Genomic DNA, 22076 nt, shown 5'->3' on the forward strand with positions numbered 1-22076 from the left:
CTTCAGCCTCGTCGGTCATACGACGGCGGCGGACGCACTCGATGGCCCGGCGGCAGCCAGAGCCAGCTCTTGGGCGACTGCGTAGGGGGTTCGGCTGGCGAGATTGCGACTGGCAGCGCTTGCTCAGCGTGGCGGCGGCATTTCGCTGCGTGGGTCGCGGAGGACCTGCCCCGTCGTTGCCCGTCCGGCGAGGACGTTCAACCATCGGAAGGGATGACGGCAGCGGCTATCCCCCGGTCGAGGCAGACCGCCGCCCACTGAGCCAAGCCGGGAGTGCGAACGGCCGATGTACGCGAGGTGAGTGACATGCAAGCCGCCACGGATGACGGTATCGAGGACATCTTGGCCTCCGGAGACGTGCGCGGCGTCTTCCAGCCGATCATCGACCTCGACAGCGGGCAGGTCGTGGCCTATGAAGCCCTCGCTCGCGGTCCCGAGGGTAGTCAGTTGGAGCGGCCCGACGTCATGTTTGCCGCGGCCCGTGCGGCCGGACGCCTAGCCGAGCTGGACGCCGTCTGCCGCAGCGCTGCTTTCTGCGGCGCGGTCGACTTGGGTCTCCTGGCCCCGCTCACCGTCTTCGTCAACGTCGAGCCGGAGGTGCTGGACTACGCGCCGTTGGACGACCTGCTGGCCATCGCGGCCAACGCGCCCACCGAGCTGCGCGTGGTCATGGAGATCACCGAACGAGCCCTGGCCGCCCGCCCGGCGGAACTGTTGCGCACCGTCGAGAGGGTTCGCGAGCTGGGATGGGGGATCGCGCTGGACGATGTCGGCGCCGACTCCATGTCGCTGGCCTTCATGCCGCTGCTGCGCCCGGACGTGGTCAAGCTCGACCTGCGGCTCGTGCAGGAACGGCCCGGGCCGGCGATCGCCGAGATCACGAATGCCGTCAACGCCTACGCGGAGCGCAGCGGCGCAAGGGTGCTGGCGGAGGGCATCGAGACCGACGCCCACCTGCGTACCGCGAAGGCGCTCGGGGCGACCCTGGGCCAGGGGTGGCTGTTCGGTCGTCCCGCTGCGGGGCCCGCGGCCACTTACCCGATCGGCGCGTTGGCGCTGCCGCTGCCGACCGAGGTGTTGGGGGATGCGAGCGCGTCGCCGTTCGCTGCCCTGCCCGAGGGAACTCTGCTGCGTCGCTCTCCGAAGTCGCTGCTCATCGAGCTGTCCAAGCAGCTGGAGCGTGAGGGCATGCGACTCGGGGAGACGGCGGTCGTGGCCGCCACGTTCCAGGAGGCCCAGCACTTCACGCCCGCAACGGCCGCCCGCTACCGCGACCTCGTCGCCCGCACCGGGTTCGTCTGCGCGCTCGGCGAGGATCTTCCCGTCGAGCCCGTGCCGGGGGTCCGCGGCGCTGCGCTGCAGCCGGAGGACCCCGTCCGTGGCGAGTGGGACCTTGTCGTGCTCGCCCCGCACTTCAGCGCCGCACTACTCGCCCGCGATCTGGGCGACACCGGACCGGACCTGGAACGGACGTTCGAGTTCGCCCTCACCTACGAGCGGGAGACCGTCGCACGAGCGGCCCGCGCGCTGCTGTCCCGCGTCGCCCCCCGACCCGAAGGCGCCGTGACACAGCCTTCATCGCTCGGGGTCGGCCCGACCGGTAGCGCACCGGCCCCGGCCGGCCCGGCAACGACCGAGGAGCTGCTGCACCGGGCGCTGTCGGCCACGACGAGCGGCGTCACGATCGCCGACATGCGACGGCCGGATGCCCCCCTCGTGTTCGTCAACTCCGCCTTTGAGCAGCTCTCGGGTTTTCGTCTCGAGGAAGTGCTCGGCCGCAACTGTCGATTCCTCCAGACCGCGGACACCGACGCTGCGGCGGTTGCCCGCATTCGCGATGCCATCGCCCGTGGTGGGGAAATCCGCGAGACCCTGCTCAACGTGCGCGGCCCTGAGCGCACGCCGTGGTGGAACGAGATCTACCTGGCCCCGGTGACCGACGAGATGGGCGCCGTCGTCCAGTACATCGGCGTGCAGAACGACGTGACCGCGCGGGTCGAGGCCGAGCGCGCGCTCATCGAGGAGCGAGACCGTGCCCGCAGCTACCTGACCCGGATCGAGCAGTTCGCCTTCACCGACCCGCTGACCGGCTTGCTCAACCGCCGCCGGCTGGAGGAGCAGGCAGAGGCCATGCTGCTCGACGCCCAGCTCACGGGCTCTGCGCTGGCGCTGCTCTTCGTGGATCTGAACGGCTTCAAGGCAGTCAACGACCACCTCGGGCACGCGGCTGGAGATGACCTGTTGGTGACCATCGCCGGACGGCTACGGGGACGGCTTCGGCGCGGCGACCTGCTCGCCCGGCTCGGTGGCGACGAATTTCTCGTGATCCTGCCGGGGCTCGATCCGGCCACGGCGGTAGACGAGGCGGCTCAGGTCGCGGACGGCCTGACCGCTGCCGTCGCGGAACCTGTGGTGCTCGGCGAGCACCGGGCGACCGTCGGTGCCAGCATCGGGGTGAGCACCAGTCCCGCGGACGGCACGCAGTTCGCCGGTCTGCTGCACGTGGCCGACGTGCGCATGTACGAGGTGAAGCGGAGCTCCGCCCGCTAACCTCGGGCGTTCCGTCGTTGGCCTCAGCCAGCTCGTGGCCGTGCAGGAAGATTGCCTCATCCGATGCGCGCGGTGCCAGGGAGTGAACGGCAGTTGCGTGCGTGGGCGCCGTCTCATCCACCGTGCCTGACGGCCGCCGATGCACCTCGGCACCCAGGGGTCAGGAAGCCATGGCTTCGAAGGCTGCGGCCATGCTTGCCTGCTCCTCCAGAACGTCTCCGATGCGTGCCTGTACGGCGTCCAGTCGGCCGATGATGTGGCTGGTGGCACCGATGCCGGCGGTGACGGTCTGACTGGTCGCCTGGATTGCGGCGATCTGGTCGGCAACCCGCTGTGTTGCCTTCGCGGTTTCTCGGGCGAGGTCCTTGACCTCGCTGGCGACGACGGCGAACCCCTTACCGGCCTCCCCGGCGCGGGCGGCCTCGATCGTGGCGTTGAGTGCCAGCAAGTTGGTCTGCTCCGCGATGCCGGAGATGATCCGGATGACCTCGCCGATGGCCGTCGACGCCTGGGTGAGGGCGTCGACCTCGTCGCTCATGGTGGAGGCCTGCGTCACCGCCTGCTCGGCGACCCGGCCGGCCTCCCCAGCCGCGTCTCGCAGCCGGGCGACGGTGTCCAGCAGATCCCGGGCACTGTCGGCCGAGGACTCCGTGCGGCGCAGCACGTCCAGCCGCTGGGAGACCAGTTGCTGGACATTGCGCAGCGCAGCGGCCCGCGACTCGGACAGCTCGATCGTCTCGGTGACGAAGAAGTCCATCGTGCCGATCACCCGCCCGCCGACTACCAGGGGGAAACACACGCCTGAGCGGACCCCGGCGCGCTGCGCGGCAGGAGCGCGCACGCAGTCGGTCACCTCGGCCAGATCGCGGACGAAGTACAGGTCTCGCGCCCGCCACGCCCGGCCCGACAGCCCGACGCCTTCAGCGAAACTGGCGGCCAGGGTGACCTCACGAAATTCCTCGCCGGCGGAGCCGGACTCCTGCTGGAAGCGCAGCAGCTGCGCGTCCTCATCAAGCTTCCAGTAGGAGCCGTAGGCCCAGCCGAAGGCGGTACGCACGGTGTCCAGTGCCACTCGTAGCGCCGCCTCAGCGGTCCCGGCGGACCCGATCTCGGTGACCACGGCGGTAACGGCGGCCCGATCGTCGAGAGTTTCCCGCAGCGCGGCCTTGTCCAGGGCGGCGCGCCGTGCGTGGGCCACGAGCCGGTCCAGCGCCTCCCACTTCTCTTGACGGGCACCGGCGAAGGTCATCGACCCAGCGTTGTAGTACTCCTTCAACGCCACCACCCGACCATCCTCGATCACCGGGACGAGCACTCCGTGCGTCGCCCCGGCGGCCTGCGCAGCCTGCCACCGCAGACACTCCGACGGATTGCTGCTGGCGTCCGTCAGCACCACCCGGCGCGTCCTGATCGCCTCGCCGCCGAACCCATCTCCTGCCCGGAGACGCTCCACCCGCCGGCCGCCGAAGCTAGCCATCCCACCCGACAGCGGGCCCGACTCGCCCACCATGTGGAAGGCCCCGGCGTCGTCGGCCATCCACACCGCCCCGTAGCCGAGACCGAGAGCAGCCACCAGGGTTGCCCCCACGGTCTTAAATGCCGCGGTCCGATCTCGAACGCCGTCGAGGGCAGCGATCACCTTCTCGACCGCCTCCACGTCGCGTGGCATCTCAACGGCTGACGGGCCCGCACTGACCTGAGGACGACGACGCATCGAATTCTCCCGCAAAGCTTGGCGACGGGTCGCACGACAGCAGCAGCGCAGCCGAATCGCCCCGAACGCTTGGTAGTTCCAGCTGGTCATCGGCGACCACGGCTGGAGCTCAAGTCGAACTGCACCCGCCCGACACATATCACCATGTCGCGTTCGCGCCACGACGTTGCACGAGCGCGAATGTGCTGATCGGCGGGTGGCGAAGGGCCGTATCAGACGCCAGCAGGTTCTGGCCGCGAGCTGGGCAGTTGTCGGTTCGCCGATCCGCTACCGGCGGTACGCCGAGCACCAGCATGGGCTCGACAACTTTACGGATCCGTGGCGGGCGTCCGTGCGGATGGCCGATCCCTGCGCCGGACCCGAGCCATCAACAGGAGGGGTTCGGACGAGGTCTGCGAGCCCGGCCAACCGCAGCAACCGCGTCAGCCAGGGGCTCGGGTCGAGCAGCCGCATCCCGAACCCGCGATCGCGCGCAAGGGCGCCGGCACGCGCCAGCGCACGAAGTCCCTCCACATCGCAGAAGGTCAGCTTCGCCACGTCGACCACCAGCGTGCACCGGGTGGTGCGCGTCAGCGCCGCGACGGCGTCCGTCATGCGCTCCGCGCAGAAGCGGTCGAGCTCGCCGGCCAGCCGAGCAAGACCCGCCTGCGGGTCGACCGTCAGCGTCAGCGGCTGCAGGACGGATTGAGGCCACTGGAGGCCAGTTGGTGGTTGCACTGCACTCTCCCGGCGAGCACGAAGATCGGCGGCGCAATCGCATCGCCGCGCCCACATTCGTGAAGCCCGGCCGGTGGTTCGACCAGTTGACGCTCCGGATCTATGCCGAGACAGCACCGTCTTCAAACCCACTGCCCCTTCCGCGCGTGGCGTACGAGGACTCCCCGCCTCGCGCACCGACCATCACGCCTCGGGGAGGACACCGCCGACACAACGGTGCCGTCCAACTCTGTTAGTTGAGGCGGCCTGGTCAGGACCCGATGCGCCATGCGGTCGCTGCTGTCGTCGGAAGACGCTTGAGTCTTGGCGGCCCGGAGCCAAATCATGACCGCGCTGCTCTCAGCGGCCATGCTGCGCACCAACGCGCGGCCGGAGCGAGAACCGGTGTCGGGCCCGCCCGCGCTGCAGTGCAGTTCGCGACGGGGGTAGTAGCACCACGTCCCGATGGCGTGGAACCAAGCGGCTGTAGCCATCGACCGCATCGGCTGGGGTGGTGGAACCACGAAAGGGTCCGGCACGCCGCTCCAGCGGCGTCGCGGACCACTGACCGGGCCACGGTGAGCGCTTACGCGACCGAACGGATGACGGCCCGAATTCGCGAAATCAGGTCGTCCGACATCTGCGGCTCGGTGAGCCCGTGGTCGTGCTGCGCGTGAACGGTGCAGACCGCCAACAACTCTTCCTCGCTGCTGACACGGAAGCTGGCGCCACAGCCAGGCACGACGTCGCCGCAGGCATATTCCTTCATTGCCCTACTCCTCAGTCCTCACCGCAGCGCCGACCAGCCGCAGCTCTCGGTCTGGACTATCGGCACTCGCAGGCGCACTCGTGAGCTGAGCGAGACGCAACATCATGCGTTCGGGGCGGACGATGCCGGCGTAGCCGCCGAAGCTGTCCTCGCACACCACCGGGTCGAACCGCGTACCTGTCGGACGAGTCATGGCGCGCGTCGCCACGTCGGCGACGTCGGCGTCAGCGGAAGCCCGCAGGCTCACGGAGAGGACGTGGGTCTCACCGGGGGAATCGCCGCTTCGCAGCTGGCGGCGGACCAGGCAGACTGCCCGGTCGTTCCGGTCCAGTACCGCGACGAACTCCAGACTTGGATCGGCGCAGAAGACGGTCGGAACCTGGCCCAGGTCGGAGTCGCTGATAGCCGTGGTCCGCTCCACCAAGCTGGCGATGCGGTCGACCCGGCTCCGGTCATCGGCAAGAGCGCGGATCCGCTCCCCCAGCTCGGGGGCCAGGCTGGTCCAAGTCGGTGACGGGCGACCGAACAGCCAGCCCTGCCCGAGCGGCACGCCCATGCGGATGAACGCCTCGAGCTCCTCCGGGCGCTCGATACCTTCGGCGATGAGCGCGGCGTCGAGACGGCCGGCATAGCTACCCAGCAGCTCAGCAAGGGCCAGCTTTACCTCGTCACGATCGGCGTGGTCCACGAGCGCCCGATCGATCTTCACCAGTTCCGGGCGGACCAGAGCCAACTGCTGAAGACCGGAGTAGCCAGATCCCGCGTCGTCCAAAGCCACTGTCGCACCGACGGCGCGCAGCCGATCGAGGAGCGCAGTGAGCCGCGCGTGATCGTCGACCTGGACGTGCTCGGTCAGCTCCAGCACCAGCCGGCTGAGGTCAGGCGCCGCCGCAAGGACGTCGGCCAGCTCTGGTTGATGCATCAGGTGCGGACTGATGTTGACGGTGAGGAAACAGCCCGCGGGCAGTCGGTCCCGGGCCGCGATGGCTGCGGTCACGACCCTTGCTTCGAGCTGAGCGGCGAGGCCCAATCGGTCGGCGGCCGCGAACCACACGTCGGGGGAAGCAGTCGGAGGGCCCGCGAAACGGGACAACGCCTCGTATCCAGCGACGACGCCGCGCCGAAGGTCGATGATGGGTTGAAACACGAGGGTCGGCTGGTCCGGGTCACCGAGCACCTTGTCGATGGCTGCGCGCCACACCGCATCACCCGACCTTCCCGGTGCAACGGCTTCGATCGTGCCCTCCATGCCTTAGCGCCTCCGTTTGCTGAATCGGACAGCGCACCTCGTCGGTGCAGTCCCTCTCGATATCGACAATGCGGTCGCTGAGCTTGACGACGACACAGCTGACCACCCCATCGAGTCAGGCACCGGCGCTGCCGACGGTCCGCAGCGGTTACTGATCGCACTCGCTGCATCGGGTGGGGGCAACACCGTCGGCCGAGACAGGTGCCGCCCAAGTCAATTGGACGCAAGGCGGTTTCGAGTCAACTCCCCGAACGAGGTCCCGATGTTCAAGGCGACCTCCGGATGCAGGTCGCCTTCGCCGTCAGGGCGAGTTCGGCGACGGCGGATGGATAGCCCTTCTCTTCGTGTGAGGCTCTCCGTGATCTCGCTTCTCCGCCGACTGCGTCTCGGGCCGCGGCTGACGATCGCCTTCGCTGTTGTCCTGCTGCTCCTGGGCGGGGTACTGGCCGTCGGCATGCTCACCGCCGCGCGTCAGGACGCGGCGGCCGAGGCCATGGAGCGGGAGGAGCGTCTGGTCTCGGTGGCCCATGAGGCGAAGTTCGGCTCGGCCGACTTCAACGGCTGGCAGACGGCGTACGCGCTCGACGCCGTGCTGGGCAACCCGCTACTCGACGAGACAGGGTCGCGACAGTCGTTTCTGCTCTCCACCGCGGGCTTCGAGCAGAGCTTGCGACGGATGGCGGACATGAGCCACACCGATGCTGTCGACGAGCACCTGGTGACGCTCGGCAACTTGTACGACCAATTCATGGCCCTCGACCAGCAGATCGCTTCTGATTACCAGTCCGGTGACGCGCAGCGGTTCCAGCGAGCCACCGAGGCGGTGCTCGGGCGAGCGATCGAGCTGTTCGACGCCATGGCGGGAGAGGTCCAGACGCTGGTCGACACCGCCGAGGCAGACTTCGCGGCCGCCCGAGAGGATGCTGAGGCGGCGCGTCGCGACGGCGAACTGCTGATGTGGCTGATCGGTGGGGCCGCGCTCGTCATCGCAGCAGCGGTGGGCTTGGGCATCACTCGGTCGCTCACCGGACCGGTGAGCGCCGTACGTGAACGGCTGGACCTCCTCGCGGACGGGGACCTGGCGACGCCGCTCGAGGTGGGCGGCCGCGATGAGCTCGGTGACATGGCTCGCTCCTTGCACCGAACCCTGGGCACCCTGGCGGCGGCGATCACGGAGATCTCCGCCGGAGCCGTAACCTTGTCCGCCGCCGGCGAAGAGCTGACCGCGACTTCAGCGCAGCTCACCACGACCGCAGAACGCTCGGCAAACCAGTCCGGCATGGTCGCGGCCACCGCCGAGCAGGTGGCGGCCTCGGTGCAGACTGTCGCCGCCGGTACCGAGGAGATGGGCGCCAGCATCCGCGAGATCGCCAGCAACGCGGCTGGTGCTACCGAGGTGGCCAATCAGGCTGTCACCATGGCGGCCGACACCACCTCTGCGGTCGCCCGGCTCGGGGCTTCGTCGGCTGAGGTCGGCAACGTGGTCAAGGTCATCACCTCGATCGCCGAGCAGACCAACCTGCTGGCGCTTAACGCCACCATCGAGGCCGCGCGCGCCGGCGAGGCCGGCAAGGGCTTCGCCGTGGTCGCCAATGAGGTCAAGGAATTGGCTCAGGAGACGGCGAAGGCCACCGAGGACATTGTCGTCCGGGTAGCGGCCATCCAGACCGACACAACCGCAGCAGTGGCGGCGATCTCCTCGATCAGCGACATCATCGGGCACATCAGCGACCGACAGACCACCATCGCCTCCGCGGTGGAAGAGCAGACGGCCACCACCAATGAGATGAGCCGGAGCGTCGCCGAGGCAGCCACCGGAGCCAGCCGGATCGCTGGGACTGTCGCCGAGGTCGCGGCGGCTGCGCAGGAGGCGACCCAAGGGGCCAGCGGCACAGCCTTGGCCGCGAACGAGCTGTCCCGCATGGCCGGTGAGCTTCAGCAACTCGTCGGCCGTTTCCGCTGCTGACTGCCTCCACGAGGGGGCCTGATGAAGAGCGTTGAGCCGGCGATGCGGCCTCGCATCGGCCCACAGCTCGGAGCCGCAACCTCTGCCACACCCAGTCCCCGAGCCGCCACGGCGACGAGTCACTGCGTCATGGCAGGGGCGCGGATCGGCGCGCTCGTCGTCATCAGCGCACGGTGGCGACCGCAACCTGACGCAGGCGAGAAGAGGCCGGAGCTCGGACGGCTGCCGACCCCGATGGCGGTCGTCCGTGCTGACGCCGGGCACACGGTCAACCGCGGCCGCATCGCCGACCACGACAATCACGGTTGACGGGCGCCCTTCCGAGGTCGAGGCGAATTTGGGATCCAGGGGTGTGGCACCGGCGGCGTTGCCGGACACAAGCAGGATGATGAGTAGCGACGAGGCGTTCGCCGACACATACCGGATCCACCATGCTGCGGTCTGCCGGTACGTCGCGCGGCGGCTGGGGTCCGCGCCGGACAACGAAGTGCACGACATCGCCTCCGAGGTCTTCGCTACCGCGTGGCGGCGGCGGGCCGTCGTACCTCCGGAGCCGTTGCCTTGGCTCTACGGTGTGGCCCGGCGGGTGCTGGCCAACGAACGCCGGGCGGCAGAGCGCCGGCGACGCCTGGTTGACCGGCTCTTCACACAAGCGCCCGACCTCGTCGCGGGCGCCGTGGACGCCGACCGGCCCGTGATCCTCGACGCCTTGGACCGGCTCTCCCCCGCCGATCGCGAGGTGCTCGCGCTGGCAGCGTGGGAGGCCCTCGGACCCGCCGACATCGCTGTCGTGCTGCGGTGCTCGCGTTCAGCGGCCTCCATGCGGCTGCACCGGGCCCGCGTCCGTCTTCGCGAGGCGATGTCCGAGCTCGACCCACCACCGAGGACTGCCGTCCACCACGATCTCACCCCGGAGTCGATCCCGTGACCGATGACCTGCAGCTCCTGGCCGCCGCCGACCCTGCACCGGCATCCCGCTGGCCCGATGGGCGGCTAGCGGCCAGCTCCGAGGAGCACCTGCTCCGTTTGCTGAACGGAAGGCAGGACCACGCGCAGGCAACGCTCCGCCGCCGGGCCCTCCTCGTCGTAGCGGCCGCGGGTTTGGCCGCCACACTTCTGCTGGTGACCACCGGCGGGTCCGGGGAATCGCCGCGTCCGATCTCCCTGGCGGTCCAGCCGGTATCGGCGCCCGCGCCGCTCGCCGTCGATCCGGGGTCGGCCGTTCCCTCGCTGGCCGACCTGGCAGCCATCGCCGCCGAGCGAGCGACCGGCACTCCGCCGTCCGTCGTCAGGGGCAGTCATGTGCGCGCCTGGTACCTGGGCTTCGGCGTCGAGGGGGAAGGGTTCCCTGCCGTCGTGCTTCCCGAAGAGCGACTGTCCGTAGCTCGCGCCGACGGCAGCCTGCAGGTCACCACGGTCCCGGCCGATCCCAGCCGTCCCGCGGAGGTCAGGCTCGCCGCCGACGCTCCGGCGCCCGACGATGCGCAGTTGCAAGTGGTCGACCCGGCACAGCTGACGGAGGATTCCGCGGACCGGACTCCTCCGCCCGCGGAGCCGAGCGCGCTGGCAGCACACCTGGCCGTCGTCCGGGCCCCCTCACCGCCGACCCCCTCAGAGCTGCTGACCGGCCTCGAGCAGGTGTTGATCCGCTGGACGCCAGGGCCGGCGGAGGATGCCGCGATCGCCGGCTGGCTGGCCCAGCAGCCGTGGCTGGCCCCCCTCGGCACCGTCACCGACCGCCTCGGCCGGCCGGGCGTGGCCTACGCCCTCGACGCCACTGCGGACGGGGCGACCTTCCAGACCCGGCACACCGTCGTCCTGGACCCGGCGACCGGCGCCGTCCTGTCCATCGAACTGGCCTTCATGGAGAACACCGGCGAGTGGGACGTCGAACCGCATGCAGTGATCAGCTACGTCGCTTACCGCGTCCGATAGAGCCCGGACGCTCGGGCGGCGCTCTCCGTCGACCAATCGGCTGCTCATACCCAGCACGTCAGCAAGCCGCGCCCGCCGTCGCAACGGGACTTCTCTTGCCATCACCGCCGGCGTCGCCGAGGGCTGGACGGGCGCGGAAGGGCCGACCTGGCTGGTCCTACGCCGAAGCTCTCACGGAGCCGGAAATTTCCAACTCCACCAGCTTGCCGATCGCGGGTTCCGATCGTCGCAAAGAGCACGACCCGTCGCGTCAACTCACCAGGACTGGTGCGACGAGCGTGCGCGAACATTCAGGCCGCGCTTCGTAGTGATGCAAGCGTGCGCACAGGGTCGGGTCCAGTCGTCTGAGCGTCGAGCGAGACAACCACAACGGCCGCGCGGTCGCCGCTCCATCTGTCTGGTGCGGCCCGCGGTCGGGCGCACGTTGTCGTGCTCGCAGGTGGCGGCCAACGTCCCTTTCGCCACGTTGTTCATGGTGGCCGCTGCGGCGTCTGCTGGCCTGATCGCGGCCGAGATCTCGCGCGTCGGCAACGTTGCCGCGATAGGCGCTCCCAGTCGATGAGCGATGAGGGGCGACAGCTGGAACGCGGTGTTGTCCGCCGCGCTGTCCTTGGGCACTTCTTGTCCCTCCGGATGGGCTGGACGGTGCGCGATCACATTGCAGATGACAGCGATCCTGGACGTTGTCCCGCTATCGCTCGCCGTCGCCCTCAGCCGATCCCGGCCGCCCCCGCTGAGCGCGGGCCTCGTATCGCCAAGAAGTGCCGAGGACCCGAAGCCGTCCCCTGCAGCCACCAGCCGGTTACGGGAACTGCTCGTGTAAGGACCTCTAAGAGGACACCGTCGGGTCGCATGCCGACGGCTCGCATGCGACCTACGTCCGGCGGCGCGCCTTATCGGCATACATCAACCCGTCTGCCTCGTGCAGGATTCGGCTGCGGTCGACATCGAGCGCCACTTCACTGGGCACGTGCGCAATTCCTGCAGAGAACTGGATGGGCTTGTCTGCCAGGCGGGCGTGCAAGGGTGCTGCCATCGCTGCTCGTAGCCGGACGACCAGTCCGCGCGCCCGCGCCGGGTCGCTGTCCTCAAGGACGACTGCGAACTCGTCTCCGCCGATTCGGGCAGCCGTGTCGCTGGTGCGAAGCACCGAGGTCAAGCGGTGGGCGAAGGCCACCAGCACAGCGTCGCCGAGCGAATGACCGTAGTTGTCGTTGACCGACTTGAACTCATCCACGTCGATCATCAGTACGCATGTCGAGGTTCGCTGGCGGGCGCCGCGGTCGAGGGCGTGACGAAGTCGGTCCTCGAACAAGCGGCGATTGGCGAGGCCTGTAAGTGAGTCATGCAGCGCACGATGCTCAAGGTGCGCCTCGATAGCCTTCCGTTCGCTGATGTCATCGACGACCATGACGAGTAGACCCACCTCGTCAGGCTCGTGGACCCACGAGGTGATGACCTGCACCGGCACGGCCTCCCCATCCACGCGCATCAGGCGGCACTCGTGCCGCCACAGACGACTGCGGCGCTCGTTCAGGTCGACGCATGACTGCGTAGCTGCCGGCACGTCGTCCGGGTGAGTGAAGTCGAGCATTGACCGGCCGCGCAGCGCAGCCGGCTGGTCGCCGAGCAGCCGACACAGCGCGCCATTGACGTGCAACAGCACGCCGGACGTCGACGTGACCGCCATACCGACGGGGGCGAACTCAAAGCCGACGAGCTGGCTGGAATCGAGGCCGATGGGTGGGTCCAACACCTACTCAGTAATGCCCGAACCTCGGTCGATCTACGCCTTCGCCCCAGGAGCTGCCCCATACTCGTAGGTCTCCAGAGCCGCTCAGCTCTCATGCGCCGAGGCCGCCACCGCGCTCGAGCAAACCGTGACCGCTCGAGCCCCATGACACTGCTGCGCTGATCCTGGCGCTCTGCGCAGCCTCGCGGGCCAACATCGTGACGGTATGAGCGAACGCGACCGGACGTCGGCGGCCGTGCCGGACCTCACGCCTGGAAGAACATTGCGCTCGCACCCGGCTTATCGATCACACGCAGGGGTACGCCAACGGAAAACCGATACCAATGGAAGTTGATGTGAGCGAGCAAGATTGGGCGCAGCAGCCGCCACCCGTCGTCAAAGGCAACATCTGGACCTGGCAACTAGAGAGCACCGGTCAACTACCTGCCGTGCGTGCGGAGCTTCGTGGCCTGCTCTCGCTGGTGAGCCGCCTCGATCCAGTCAGCGACACCGACTTCCAGGACGTGTTCCTGTTGGCCTTCGACGAGTTGGCGTCCAACGCACTACGCCACGGCGGCTGCCCCGTGCGCGCCCGGGTGACCGCTGGCTCCGACGGGGTACTGGTCGAGGTGAGTGACGCTGCAGCCACCTGTCCGCCGACGCCGGCCGTGGGCCGGGATCCATCCCAAGGTGGCCTAGGCCTCGGGCTGGTGGCTGCGTTGGCCTCTGCGCACGGATGGGCGACGCGGGCCGAGCGCAAGCACGTGTGGGCGTTCTGTCAGAGGTTGGCCTCGCCACCCCCCGGCTCATTCGGCTGACCGCGCCGGGCGCCGGAGCGGTATGACGGCACCTCGTCGGGCGTGACCACAGGGCAATCGCCGCTCGTCGGCCTCGCTCGCAGCATTGACACGCTCATCGGCCGGTGCACCGGCTTATCGAGCGGCTGTTTACGATGTACACGCAACGCTCCCACGAGCACGACTCCGTAGAAGGAAGCACGGTCCGTGAGTCCCGCACCCCCACATCCTCCAGGGTCCATCGTGGTCGACCACACGGAGTCAGGTCCTGTCCTTCAGCTAGATGGCGACATCGATATGGCTGTAGTTGCTGCATTCGAGGCCTTGGCGTCTGACGACATCGCAGCGCTGAGGAACGACACCCGCCTGTCAGTGAACGCGTCCGCGGTCACGTTCATGGATTCCAGCGGACTAGCGTTTCTGGTCCGCATGACGCTGCCGACCCGGGCCGATGGCGGTCGCCCTGCGCTGCACTCTCCTAGCAAGTCCGTGCGAAAGATCTTGGATCTGACCGGACTGCACGGTCTGTTCGACGTGAAGCTCTGACAGAGGCGCCCCTCTCGCTAACGCGCTTGGCCTTCTGACGGTCACCCGGGCCTCATGAGCCACCGCTCCGATTCGGCGCGGCCTCGAACGCGCGTGTGCAACCACGTTGTCCTGATCCAGCGCGGGAGCTCCACCAGGCGTGCTTCTCCTTCAGTGGCGTGACGCGTGGTCGCGCGCGGTTGATCAGAGCACTCGATGCCGAGCGGGTGCCTCCGCTGGGGCAACGGGCTCAAGTAGTGAACGGCCAGAGCCGATCTTCAAAGTTCGAGAAGAAACGAGCGCTGGAGGTGGGCAAGGTGGTCGACGAACGCTGCGTCGCACCCCCACGACAGATCGCCACATGATCGACCCGATTCAGCAACGCGTACGCCGTGACGCAGGAGCGGTAGCACTGGCGACGGGAGTGCTTAGCTGCCTGAGCGTCATTCTCGACCTGCCTGCGCGCATCACTACCTGGTCCGCCGCGCACTTCCCACTCGGCGACGACGTCGTTCTCGTGATCGCCGGCGCGCACGCCTTCATGCTTATCTTCGGTCTTCGACGCGCAAAGGACCTCAAGAGTCAGGCTGCGGAGCGGCAATCTGCGGTCGCGGAGCTGCGACATCGCGCAACCCACGATCCTCTGACTGGCCTCTATAACCGGTCGGAGATCATCTCTCACCTCGAAGAGGTCCTGACGGGAACGGACCCATCCTGGCGCGGAGCTGCATTGCTCATCGACCTCGATGGATTCAAAGCGGTCAACGACAGCTTCGGCCATCACGTGGGCGATCAGGTTCTGGTTGCGGTTGCCTTGCGCCTGTCCGGAGAGTTGCGCGCCGATGCCCGGGTCGGGCGGCTCGGCGGCGATGAGTTCGTCGTCGTGCTCCCAGAACCGAGCCTCGTGTTGGTGGCGGATATAGCACGCCGCCTCGTCGACGTCGTTCGGCAGCCCTACGCGGTGGACGACCTTCGCGTGACCATCGGCGCCAGCGTGGGAGTCGCGCGCGTGACCGGAGACGACGCGCCAGAGGCGACGGACCAGACGTCTCGTCCCGAGCGGCCATCGGCTCGCGCTACGGCACTGCTGCGACAAGCCGACGCCGCTATGTATCACGCGAAGCGCACACGTGCAGGGCTTCATGTGCACGGCGCTATGGACCCAAACAGCTGGGGCTTGCCCTGCACCGAGAGTTCTGCACCCCAATACGGAACCGGTTCGGCTGGCAAGGTGTGACAGCTGCGGATAAACTGAGGCACGGTCGAATCCCTGGCCTGTTCACCGTATACACGCAGTGGCCCGCGCATCGAATACTCCGTGGCGACCCGGCAGCTGCGCTGAGGTCGCCATATGCCCTTGCACCCCGTGTCCGCAGCTGAAGAAATTCGCCCCGAGTCAACGCTCCTCGGGGTGCACATCGATCTGACCGTCGGTCGACTGCAATTGGCCGGCTCACTCATCCGCAGCACCACATTCCTTTTCCATGACGCCATCACAATCCTGTTGTTGCAGGGCAACGCCGAGTGGCTCGTCGATGCAACCGAACTCGACGCGTGCGACCTCGTCGGGGTTCGCTCAATCGGCACCGCCTACCGCCGAGCTCTTCGACATAACCGGCGAATGACCCTCGCAGGGGCATCGACGTCGCTCCGGCACGAGTTGACCCGCCTGCGCCTCGACCGCCATCTTCTCGAAGCGGTGACCACAACTGTTCGACGCCTCGGCGAGCCGGACGCCATGTCGACCAGTCGCCCGACGCCGTCCACCGCCGCACCCTGCGGGAGTGAGACGAAGACTGCTCCGTAGTGCACGAGCCCCGGCCGCCTCGTCGCTGCGATCCGAAGGCGCACGACGCGCCGACGCGAGAGCAGTCACTGGTTAGCGATGGAGCTGAGCGAGGAGTTGGTGCCGAATTCGATACGCCGACCACCACCCGCCGCGCCCCACGGCCACCTAGTTGGAGTCGTTCACGTACCGGTCGGCCGCTCGCTCGAGTGCTCCCGCGAGCTGACGTGCCGACTGGCACTCCACCCATGCACAGCGCTGCAAGACCAACAGCCGTCCACGCTCGGTCAATGCGAGGCTGTTTTCCTCGGGCCCGCCGGCGAGCAACCATGCGTCCACGTCGGGGAGGTCCCGCGGTAGCCCGGCCGCGGCCAACGCCTCGGCCGCAGCGCGGAGCCCCACCCGGAGCTCAGCGATGGCGGCCGCCTCGTTACGTATGCGACTGACAGCCGAGGACCACAGATCCGGAACCGACATGAAGGTCAGAGGGCTTCAGTGGACGGCGGCGCGGCACCAGACTTCTTGGCGACCCTGCCGTCCGACCAGGCATTCGGCTCTTGCCACACCGGCTTCTGCGGACGGGGAACCCACGTGCGTATCCCGGCCCAGGCACCCACATCGCCCCGCTGCAGGGTGAACACCGCGGCGACACCTGTGCGCCCGCGCATCCAGTCCCGGGCCTTGCGGGCAGCCTTCGCCTCGTCGTCCGCCTCGAACGCGAACAGTTCACTGTCCTTATCGTCAACGAGCCGGTACAGCCCCACGGCCGCGCTCCCATCCCCCAGTGGCAATTACGTTGCCCACAACCGATACGTGGAACGCGTGTCAGGTTACATGACACACGAGGCCTCTGACCGGGCAATTCGTGACCCGAGAAGGCTTTTTCGTCACGGATGCTTATGGTGGGAAAGATGACGGCACGGCGATTCGGCGCACGGCCCCCACTCGCGCGACTGCTCCTTCTGGCCAGTCGCTGGTTCGACGAGCAGTCCCGCGCAGAACTCGAACGACGCGGCTGGCCGAAGCTGTCAGCAGCACAGACCGCCGTCTTCGCTCACCTCAGCGACTTCCCCGTCCCTCCCGCCGAGCTCGCGCGGCGACTGGGCAACACCAGGCAGGCCACCTCCGACCTCGTCCAGGGCCTGATCCGGCTCGGGCTGCTGGAGATGCTCGACGACCCCGCACGTCGCGGTGGTCGGCTGGTTTGCGTCACCCAGCGCGGCGTTCGGCTGGCCCAGGACGGGTACGTCGTCCTTCTCAAGCTGGAGGAGCAGTTGGCCGACGCCGAGGTCGTCAAGCAGCTGCACACACTGCTGGCCGGCCTACCGGCCGTCGCGACCGGCCCCAGCAAGTCTCAGGATCCGTAACCGCGCAGCGGGATGATGCCCGCTTCGGGCACCCAGGCGCGCACCACCCGCCACCGGGTCTCATCCTCCCGCTCGAGCAGGAACGTCGGGAAGCGGCCCTGAGGCGGCACAGGAAGCTGGCATGCAGCGTGGCGCGCGTGCCGCTCCGCCGCTTCGTCGTCGTCAGCGTCGAACAGCACAGGATGAGTCCGCTCGAGGGCTACGAGCCGGTACAGAGACACGCCCTCACGGTAGTGAGCAACGTCGCATCCCGCAGAAGTGATCGGATGTGGCGCCATGATGTGGCCCGCCATGGATCTGGATACGTTGCCCGTCGTGACGGACGCGGACCCACTGCAGGCCCTGCTCGACGACAGCCACCTGCTGGCTCCCGACCAACTGTCAGCGGTAGTTTCGCGTCGCGCCCGCGAGCTCGGCGCTGCCGAGACCGTCATCTACCTCACCGACTACGAGCAGCTCCTTCTGCAGCCCATCCGTGGCGAAGGCGTGCCGGTCCGGCAGGAGCTCACCGTCGACGGCACGGTCGGCGGCAGGGCGTTCCGCCGGGTAGAGGTGCAGTCCACCCGCATCAACCCCCGCGTACGCCGACTGTGGATGCCCCTGGTCGATGGTGTGCAGCGCGTGGGCGTCGTCGAGATGCTGGTCGCCGACCTCACGCCAGAACTCGAGGGCCGACTGCGGGCGTTCGCGGGCCTAATCGCCGAGCTACTCGTTGTCAGCGGCCAGTACACCGATATCTTTGCCCAGCTGCGCCGCCGCAAGACCCTCAGCCTGGCCGCCGAAATTCAGTGGGACCTGCTGCCGCCACTGACCTTCGCCACCGACCGCGTCGTGATCGCCGGCGCACTGGAGCCGGCCTACGACATCGGCGGGGACACCTTCGACTACGCCGTCAACGGTCCCACGGCAGACCTGATGGTGCTCGACGCGGTCGGCCACGGCCTACCCGCCGCTCTGCTGGCCTCGGCCGCGGTCGGCGCCTACCGCCACGCCCGCCGCAACGCATGGGACCTGCCCGACATCGCCGCCACCATGGACGGCGTCATCGCCGGCGAGTTCACCGGCAGCCGATTCGCGACCGCCGCGATCGCCCGCCTGCACCTGGACACCGGCCAGTTGCGATGGGTCAACGCCGGCCACCCCGCGCCGCTCATCGTCCGCAACGGCGCCCTGCTGGACCCCGGTCAGTGCAAGCCGCACCCGCCCCTGGGGCTTCAGGTCCGCAAGCCAGACGTCTGCGTGACCCAGCTCCACCCGGGCGACCGGGTCGTCCTCTACACCGACGGCATCGTCGAAGCTCGCTCGCCGGACGGGGAGTTCTTCGGCGAGGACCGGCTGGCCGACTTCATCGACCGCGCCGCCGCCGACGGCGACCCGGCACCGGAGACCTTGCGCCGGCTCATGCGCCGCGTGCTCGACCACCAGGCAGACCACCTGCAGGACGACGCGAGCATCGTGCTGCTGGAGTGGCGGACCGGCACCGAGCGGCAGCTCGCCGGCCTCGGGCCCGCCGCGGCATAGCTTTTATCGCTCCAACGACCCGGTAAGGGTGAACTGGTAGGCGATGTCGCGCAGCTTGACGTTCCGCCGCTGACTCGTGCGACGGAGCAACTCGAAGGCCCGCTGATCGGTCAACTTGTAACGCTCCATCAGGATGCCCATCGCGATCCCGATACGGCGGCACGACTTCAGCGCCTCGTTGCACGAGGCAAGTTCAGCCCGAGTGGCTTCGAGCTCAGCGACGACGCGGGCCAGCTCGCCCTCCACCAAGGGCGCATCTTGACCAGCCACGATGGGATTGTGCCCGATGCGGCGTCAGGAGACCTGACGTCGATGCTGAATGTGTGATGACTTCGGGGTGTAGAGCTCACGATCTGGCGGCGCTGCCAAGAATTCGTCCGCGTGGCTTCGCGCCATCGCCGTCGCGACCGCCATCGCGGTCGACCGTCTAACCGGCGGTCAGGGGCGTCACGGGGGGCGCCCAGCGCTCACCTCCGCTCACGCGCTTCTCTCAGCGACGCCGCTTGGCGACTGCCATGGCGTCGAGCGCGCGTCACGCGTAACTCCCTCCTGCGCTGTCAGTTGAAAGTCGGGGTCCAATCCGACGGCTGTCCGCGCCAGTTGCCGTAGACGGGGGTGACCGAGTAGCGGACGGTTCCGAGGGTGACCAGTGATTCGTCGGTGCAGCTCTGAGTGGCCGCCATGGTGTCCGCGGGCACGTAGCGGTTACCGGTGAACAGGCCGGCACAGCTACCGCCGGAGAGCAGGGCCAAGCCGAGGAGGCTGGAGTTGCGGCTGATGATGTAGCCGGTGGCGGGCCGGCCGGACTGAAGCCAGGCGGTGGGCCAGGTGATCGTGTAGGCGCGTCCGACCACTCCAAGGCTGACGCCGGTGACGCTCACCGGGGTGGTGCCGGTCGGCATGGCCATGGCCTTCTGGGTGGCCGGACCGACGCCGGTCGTGGCCCAGGCCGCCTCCGCCGAGGGCGTGACGCCAAGCACGAGCGCGGCGGAGGCGGCGAGCAGCAGGCTCGCGAGACGGGCCAGCACGGGAGGGCCTCTCGGTCGGTGATGCCGTCAGGCCGACGCCGCGGTAAGCGTCAGCGTCAGGCTGATTGAGGCGCCCTGGCAACCGTCCTCGGCGGAGGAGATCATCTCGATCGCGCCTGGGATGTCCACGGCTGTGGGAGCGGAGTTGGCCGCGAGGCTGATGGGCGCGGTAAGCGTCATCGGACCGGGGGTCGAGGCGATGACGCTTCCGGCGGTGCAGGTCTTACCACTGACCGGGGTGATCGTGATCGCGCCGACAGTGGCCTGCGTGATCCGCACTGGATAAGCGTTGGGGTTGGACACCGTGGTGTGCACGGCGCCGACAGCGCCGTTGCCGTAGCCCCCGGCGGGCTTGGGGTAGAGCGTGCCAATCGGGGTCCCCGGGCCGACGACCAGGCTGTCGGCGGTGGTGGCCTGCGCCGTGGCAGCACCGGTTCCACTGGTCGTCCAGGCTGCCCAGGCGACGCCGCCACCGATGAGCAGCACGCTGGTGGAGAAGATGACGCCGGCGCGCTTGCGGTTGCGGTGGGCGGGCTTGACGTGGGTGTGGGTGCAGTCGCACATGGCGGTCTCCATTCCTTGGTCGACCACCGTCCGTGGTGGTCGGAGTTTCGGAACCAGAATGGTTCTCTCGTACACAAGACATCGGCACACATGTGAGTCGCTTGAGGAATTTCCGGCGTGCGCTGATCACCCTTTGGAGGGAGCTGCCCCTCTGAGGCCGTTTGCCCCACCTGCACCAGGGGCAACGCGACGCGTCCGATTTCGCTAGCGCACAACCTTTGTGCCCTTGACTGGCCCCATGGACACGGTCCCGCAGCCGAGCACGCTCCTCGACGACCAGATCTGCTTCGCGCTGTATGCAGCTTCCAGGGCGGTGACCGCTCGCTACCGCCCGATGCTCGATGACCTGGGCATCACCTACCCTCAGTGGCTGGCGTTGATGGCGCTGTGGGAGACCGACGGCATGTCCGTCAACGGGCTCGGCGCCCGGCTGGGTCTGGACTCGGGCACGATGTCCCCGCTCGTGAAGCGCCTCGAAACGCTCGGCCTGGTCACTAGGCACCGTTCCACTGACGACGAGCGGCTGGTCTTGGTGCGACTCACGGACGCCGGCCGCGCCCTCCAGGACCCCTCGTGCTCGCTCTCGCAGATGATGATCGACGAGCTGGGCATGACCGTCGCCGAGTTCGCCGAGCTCAAGTCCGTCTTGGAGAACATCGCCCAGCGCATGGGCCGCCCGATGTCCACCAGTCGCGTCTAGCTCTGGCTCAGGTTGGGTGCTTCGTCTTATAGTCCAGCCACCCATCGTCGCCGAGCAAGTCGCTCGGCACTGACCGAGACCGCCGTCGCCGGCGTGTCCTGGAGCACCAGCCGACCAGCCCCAGGACGACGGCACCAGGGCGCGGGAGACGTGCCCCCGGCCCCGCGACGATCGACCAACAGCTGCCGGCGGACGGCGCGCTGAGCAGCATCCGGTGCTCGATGTCGTGGTGCACGGTGCCGGTGTCGGCCAGGGCCCGCTGCTTGTCCGCTTCGCCGGGGTCGAGGGTGAGGACCTCTTCCACACCCTTTGGTGGAGCACCAACTGCAGTCTGCGGGTGCCCGCCTCGACGGGCTCGCCAGCGATCCAGCTGAGCTGCCGGACCTTCACGCTGGTGTCGGTGGCACCGCGAGGCGTCAGCGACGCCGTCGGTCAGAACGCTGGGACTGCAGCAACCGCTCGAGGCGGTCGAGAAGGTTCTCCAGAGACTCCTCGAACTCGGCTGCGGACTCATCCTGGGACAGGAGCGGTTCCACCCGCAGAAGGTGGGGGTACTCGCTCAGATCCGTGGTCGACTCCTGCTCGGCAGCCTCCTTATCCCGCGAGCTGATCGGAACGCCCAACTGGGACACCTCCAGCAGGAGGTGACCGAGAAGGAAGCTGGTATAAGCCCGGTAGGCGGCCACCGCAGACTCGTCGGTGAACCCGTGCTCGGCGAGCGCATCGAGGAAAGACTCCACCCAGCGCAGGCTGCGCAGCGGAGGGCGGACCCAGGGGGCCGCCGGTGGCCTCGTGGCGATCAGCGGGAAGACCGCGGGATGGGCCAGCGCGATGCGCCGCAAACCGTGAGCGAGGCGCTGCAGGAAGTCCTGCCAGCCGTGCGTCGGCCGCAGGTGGACGTCCGGGTCTCCGTAGAGCTCGTCGATGACGGTTTCCACCACCCCGTCGAGCAGTGCGTCCCGGCCCGAGACGTGGCGATACAGCGCCATGCCCTCCACGCCGAGGTAGGCGCCCAGACCGCGCATCGTCAAGGCGTCGAGGCCGTTCTCATCGATGAACGCGAGCGCCGCTCCCAGCACCCGCCTCCGATCCAACGAGGTTCGCCCAGCTCCCGGTGGTGCCGCCGGGATGGTCGCAGCCGCCCCGCCACGCGCCTCTGGGGTATCTGGATCCACGA

General features: G+C 68.4%; 22 protein-coding genes. 11 read left to right on the forward strand and 11 right to left on the reverse strand.

The window, feature by feature from the left end; all coding sequences use genetic code 11:
• Positions 1-306 precede the first annotated feature (306 nt).
• On the forward strand, positions 307-2550 hold the full coding sequence (locus LBW97_RS03295) for a diguanylate cyclase domain-containing protein (RefSeq protein WP_224497969.1): 2244 nt from the start codon (positions 307-309) through the stop codon (positions 2548-2550).
• Between the two features lie 160 nt (positions 2551-2710).
• Here LBW97_RS03295 and LBW97_RS03300 read toward each other — a convergent pair whose 3' ends face one another.
• The 4 genes from LBW97_RS03300 to LBW97_RS03315 form a co-directional block, all read right to left on the reverse strand.
• Positions 2711-4207: a methyl-accepting chemotaxis protein gene (locus LBW97_RS03300; protein WP_308010401.1), complete on the reverse strand. Its 1497-nt coding sequence runs from the start codon at positions 4205-4207 to the stop codon at positions 2711-2713.
• Between the two features lie 324 nt (positions 4208-4531).
• The gene (locus tag LBW97_RS03305; protein ID WP_224497970.1) at positions 4532-4981 is read right to left on the reverse strand and encodes an STAS domain-containing protein; all 450 of its coding nucleotides are present in this window, start codon (positions 4979-4981) and stop codon (positions 4532-4534) included.
• Between the two features lie 565 nt (positions 4982-5546).
• Positions 5547-5729, reverse strand: a complete 183-nt coding sequence (locus LBW97_RS03310) for a DUF1059 domain-containing protein (RefSeq protein ID WP_224497971.1) — start codon at positions 5727-5729, stop codon at positions 5547-5549.
• A gap of 4 nt (positions 5730-5733) precedes the next feature.
• The gene (locus LBW97_RS03315; protein ID WP_224497972.1) at positions 5734-6978 is read right to left on the reverse strand and encodes an EAL domain-containing protein; all 1245 of its coding nucleotides are present in this window, start codon (positions 6976-6978) and stop codon (positions 5734-5736) included.
• 358 nt (positions 6979-7336) lie between these two features.
• Here LBW97_RS03315 and LBW97_RS03320 point away from each other — a divergent pair, with 358 nt between their 5' ends.
• The 3 genes from LBW97_RS03320 to LBW97_RS03330 all read left to right on the forward strand — a co-directional run bounded on the left by LBW97_RS03320 (position 7337) and on the right by LBW97_RS03330 (position 10879).
• Positions 7337-8944, forward strand: a complete 1608-nt coding sequence (locus tag LBW97_RS03320; protein WP_224497973.1) for a methyl-accepting chemotaxis protein — start codon at positions 7337-7339, stop codon at positions 8942-8944.
• 388 nt (positions 8945-9332) lie between these two features.
• Entirely contained in the window at positions 9333-9872 is a 540-nt protein-coding gene (locus tag LBW97_RS03325) for an RNA polymerase sigma factor (protein ID WP_224497974.1), read from the forward strand.
• A gap of 194 nt (positions 9873-10066) precedes the next feature.
• A complete protein-coding gene (locus LBW97_RS03330; protein WP_224497975.1) occupies positions 10067-10879 on the forward strand; it encodes a hypothetical protein in 813 nt (270 codons plus the stop codon).
• An 874-nt stretch (positions 10880-11753) separates the two neighbouring features.
• Here LBW97_RS03330 and LBW97_RS03335 read toward each other — a convergent pair.
• Positions 11754-12632: a sensor domain-containing diguanylate cyclase gene (locus tag LBW97_RS03335; RefSeq protein ID WP_224497976.1), complete on the reverse strand. Its 879-nt coding sequence runs from the start codon at positions 12630-12632 to the stop codon at positions 11754-11756.
• Between the two features lie 335 nt (positions 12633-12967).
• Here LBW97_RS03335 and LBW97_RS03340 point away from each other — a divergent pair, with 335 nt between their 5' ends.
• The 4 genes from LBW97_RS03340 (at position 12968) to LBW97_RS03355 (ending at position 15740) form a co-directional block, all read left to right on the forward strand.
• Positions 12968-13429, forward strand: a complete 462-nt coding sequence (locus tag LBW97_RS03340; RefSeq protein ID WP_224497977.1) for an ATP-binding protein — start codon at positions 12968-12970, stop codon at positions 13427-13429.
• A 222-nt stretch (positions 13430-13651) separates the two neighbouring features.
• A complete protein-coding gene (locus tag LBW97_RS03345) occupies positions 13652-13954 on the forward strand; it encodes an STAS domain-containing protein (RefSeq protein WP_224497978.1) in 303 nt (100 codons plus the stop codon).
• Positions 13955-14294: 340 nt separating this feature from the next.
• Complete coding sequence (locus LBW97_RS03350; RefSeq protein WP_224497979.1) at positions 14295-15170, forward strand: GGDEF domain-containing protein; 876 nt, start codon at positions 14295-14297, stop codon at positions 15168-15170.
• A 174-nt stretch (positions 15171-15344) separates the two neighbouring features.
• Positions 15345-15740, forward strand: coding sequence for an STAS domain-containing protein (locus LBW97_RS03355; protein ID WP_224497980.1), 396 nt, complete (start codon positions 15345-15347; stop codon positions 15738-15740).
• Between the two features lie 461 nt (positions 15741-16201).
• On the opposite strand, the gene LBW97_RS03360 is transcribed toward LBW97_RS03355, so the two are convergent.
• Positions 16202-16483 (reverse strand): hypothetical protein, encoded by a 282-nt coding sequence (locus LBW97_RS03360; RefSeq protein WP_224497981.1) that lies wholly within the window; start codon positions 16481-16483, stop codon positions 16202-16204.
• 147 nt (positions 16484-16630) lie between these two features.
• Here LBW97_RS03360 and LBW97_RS03365 point away from each other — a divergent pair, with 147 nt between their 5' ends.
• Positions 16631-17086 (forward strand): MarR family winged helix-turn-helix transcriptional regulator, encoded by a 456-nt coding sequence (locus LBW97_RS03365; RefSeq protein WP_224497982.1) that lies wholly within the window; start codon positions 16631-16633, stop codon positions 17084-17086.
• Here LBW97_RS03365 and LBW97_RS03370 read toward each other — a convergent pair.
• Complete coding sequence (locus tag LBW97_RS03370) at positions 17074-17307, reverse strand: hypothetical protein (protein ID WP_224497983.1); 234 nt, start codon at positions 17305-17307, stop codon at positions 17074-17076. The genes LBW97_RS03365 and LBW97_RS03370 overlap by 13 nt on opposite strands.
• 94 nt (positions 17308-17401) lie before the next feature.
• On the opposite strand from LBW97_RS03370, the gene LBW97_RS03375 reads away from it, so the two are divergent.
• Positions 17402-18607: a PP2C family protein-serine/threonine phosphatase gene (locus LBW97_RS03375; protein ID WP_224497984.1), complete on the forward strand. Its 1206-nt coding sequence runs from the start codon at positions 17402-17404 to the stop codon at positions 18605-18607.
• 3 nt (positions 18608-18610) lie between these two features.
• Here LBW97_RS03375 and LBW97_RS03380 read toward each other — a convergent pair whose 3' ends face one another.
• From LBW97_RS03380 to LBW97_RS03390, 3 genes are all read right to left on the reverse strand, one after another.
• Positions 18611-18877 (reverse strand): ANTAR domain-containing protein, encoded by a 267-nt coding sequence (locus LBW97_RS03380; RefSeq protein ID WP_224497985.1) that lies wholly within the window; start codon positions 18875-18877, stop codon positions 18611-18613.
• A 287-nt stretch (positions 18878-19164) separates the two neighbouring features.
• On the reverse strand, positions 19165-19635 hold the full coding sequence (locus LBW97_RS03385) for a hypothetical protein (protein ID WP_224497986.1): 471 nt from the start codon (positions 19633-19635) through the stop codon (positions 19165-19167).
• Between the two features lie 27 nt (positions 19636-19662).
• A complete protein-coding gene (locus tag LBW97_RS03390) occupies positions 19663-20199 on the reverse strand; it encodes a hypothetical protein (RefSeq protein ID WP_224497987.1) in 537 nt (178 codons plus the stop codon).
• A 238-nt stretch (positions 20200-20437) separates the two neighbouring features.
• Between LBW97_RS03390 and LBW97_RS03395 the strand changes: the two genes are divergently transcribed.
• Entirely contained in the window at positions 20438-20899 is a 462-nt protein-coding gene (locus tag LBW97_RS03395) for a MarR family winged helix-turn-helix transcriptional regulator (RefSeq protein ID WP_224497988.1), read from the forward strand.
• A gap of 416 nt (positions 20900-21315) precedes the next feature.
• Here LBW97_RS03395 and LBW97_RS03400 read toward each other — a convergent pair whose 3' ends face one another.
• Positions 21316-21978 carry a TetR/AcrR family transcriptional regulator C-terminal domain-containing protein gene (locus tag LBW97_RS03400; RefSeq protein ID WP_224497989.1) on the reverse strand — a complete coding sequence of 221 codons (663 nt, stop codon included), beginning with the start codon at positions 21976-21978 and terminating at the stop codon, positions 21316-21318.
• Between the last annotated feature and the right edge of the window lie 98 nt (positions 21979-22076).

The organism is Blastococcus sp. LR1, from assembly GCF_020166105.1.
Taxonomy (GTDB): domain Bacteria; phylum Actinomycetota; class Actinomycetes; order Mycobacteriales; family Geodermatophilaceae; genus Blastococcus.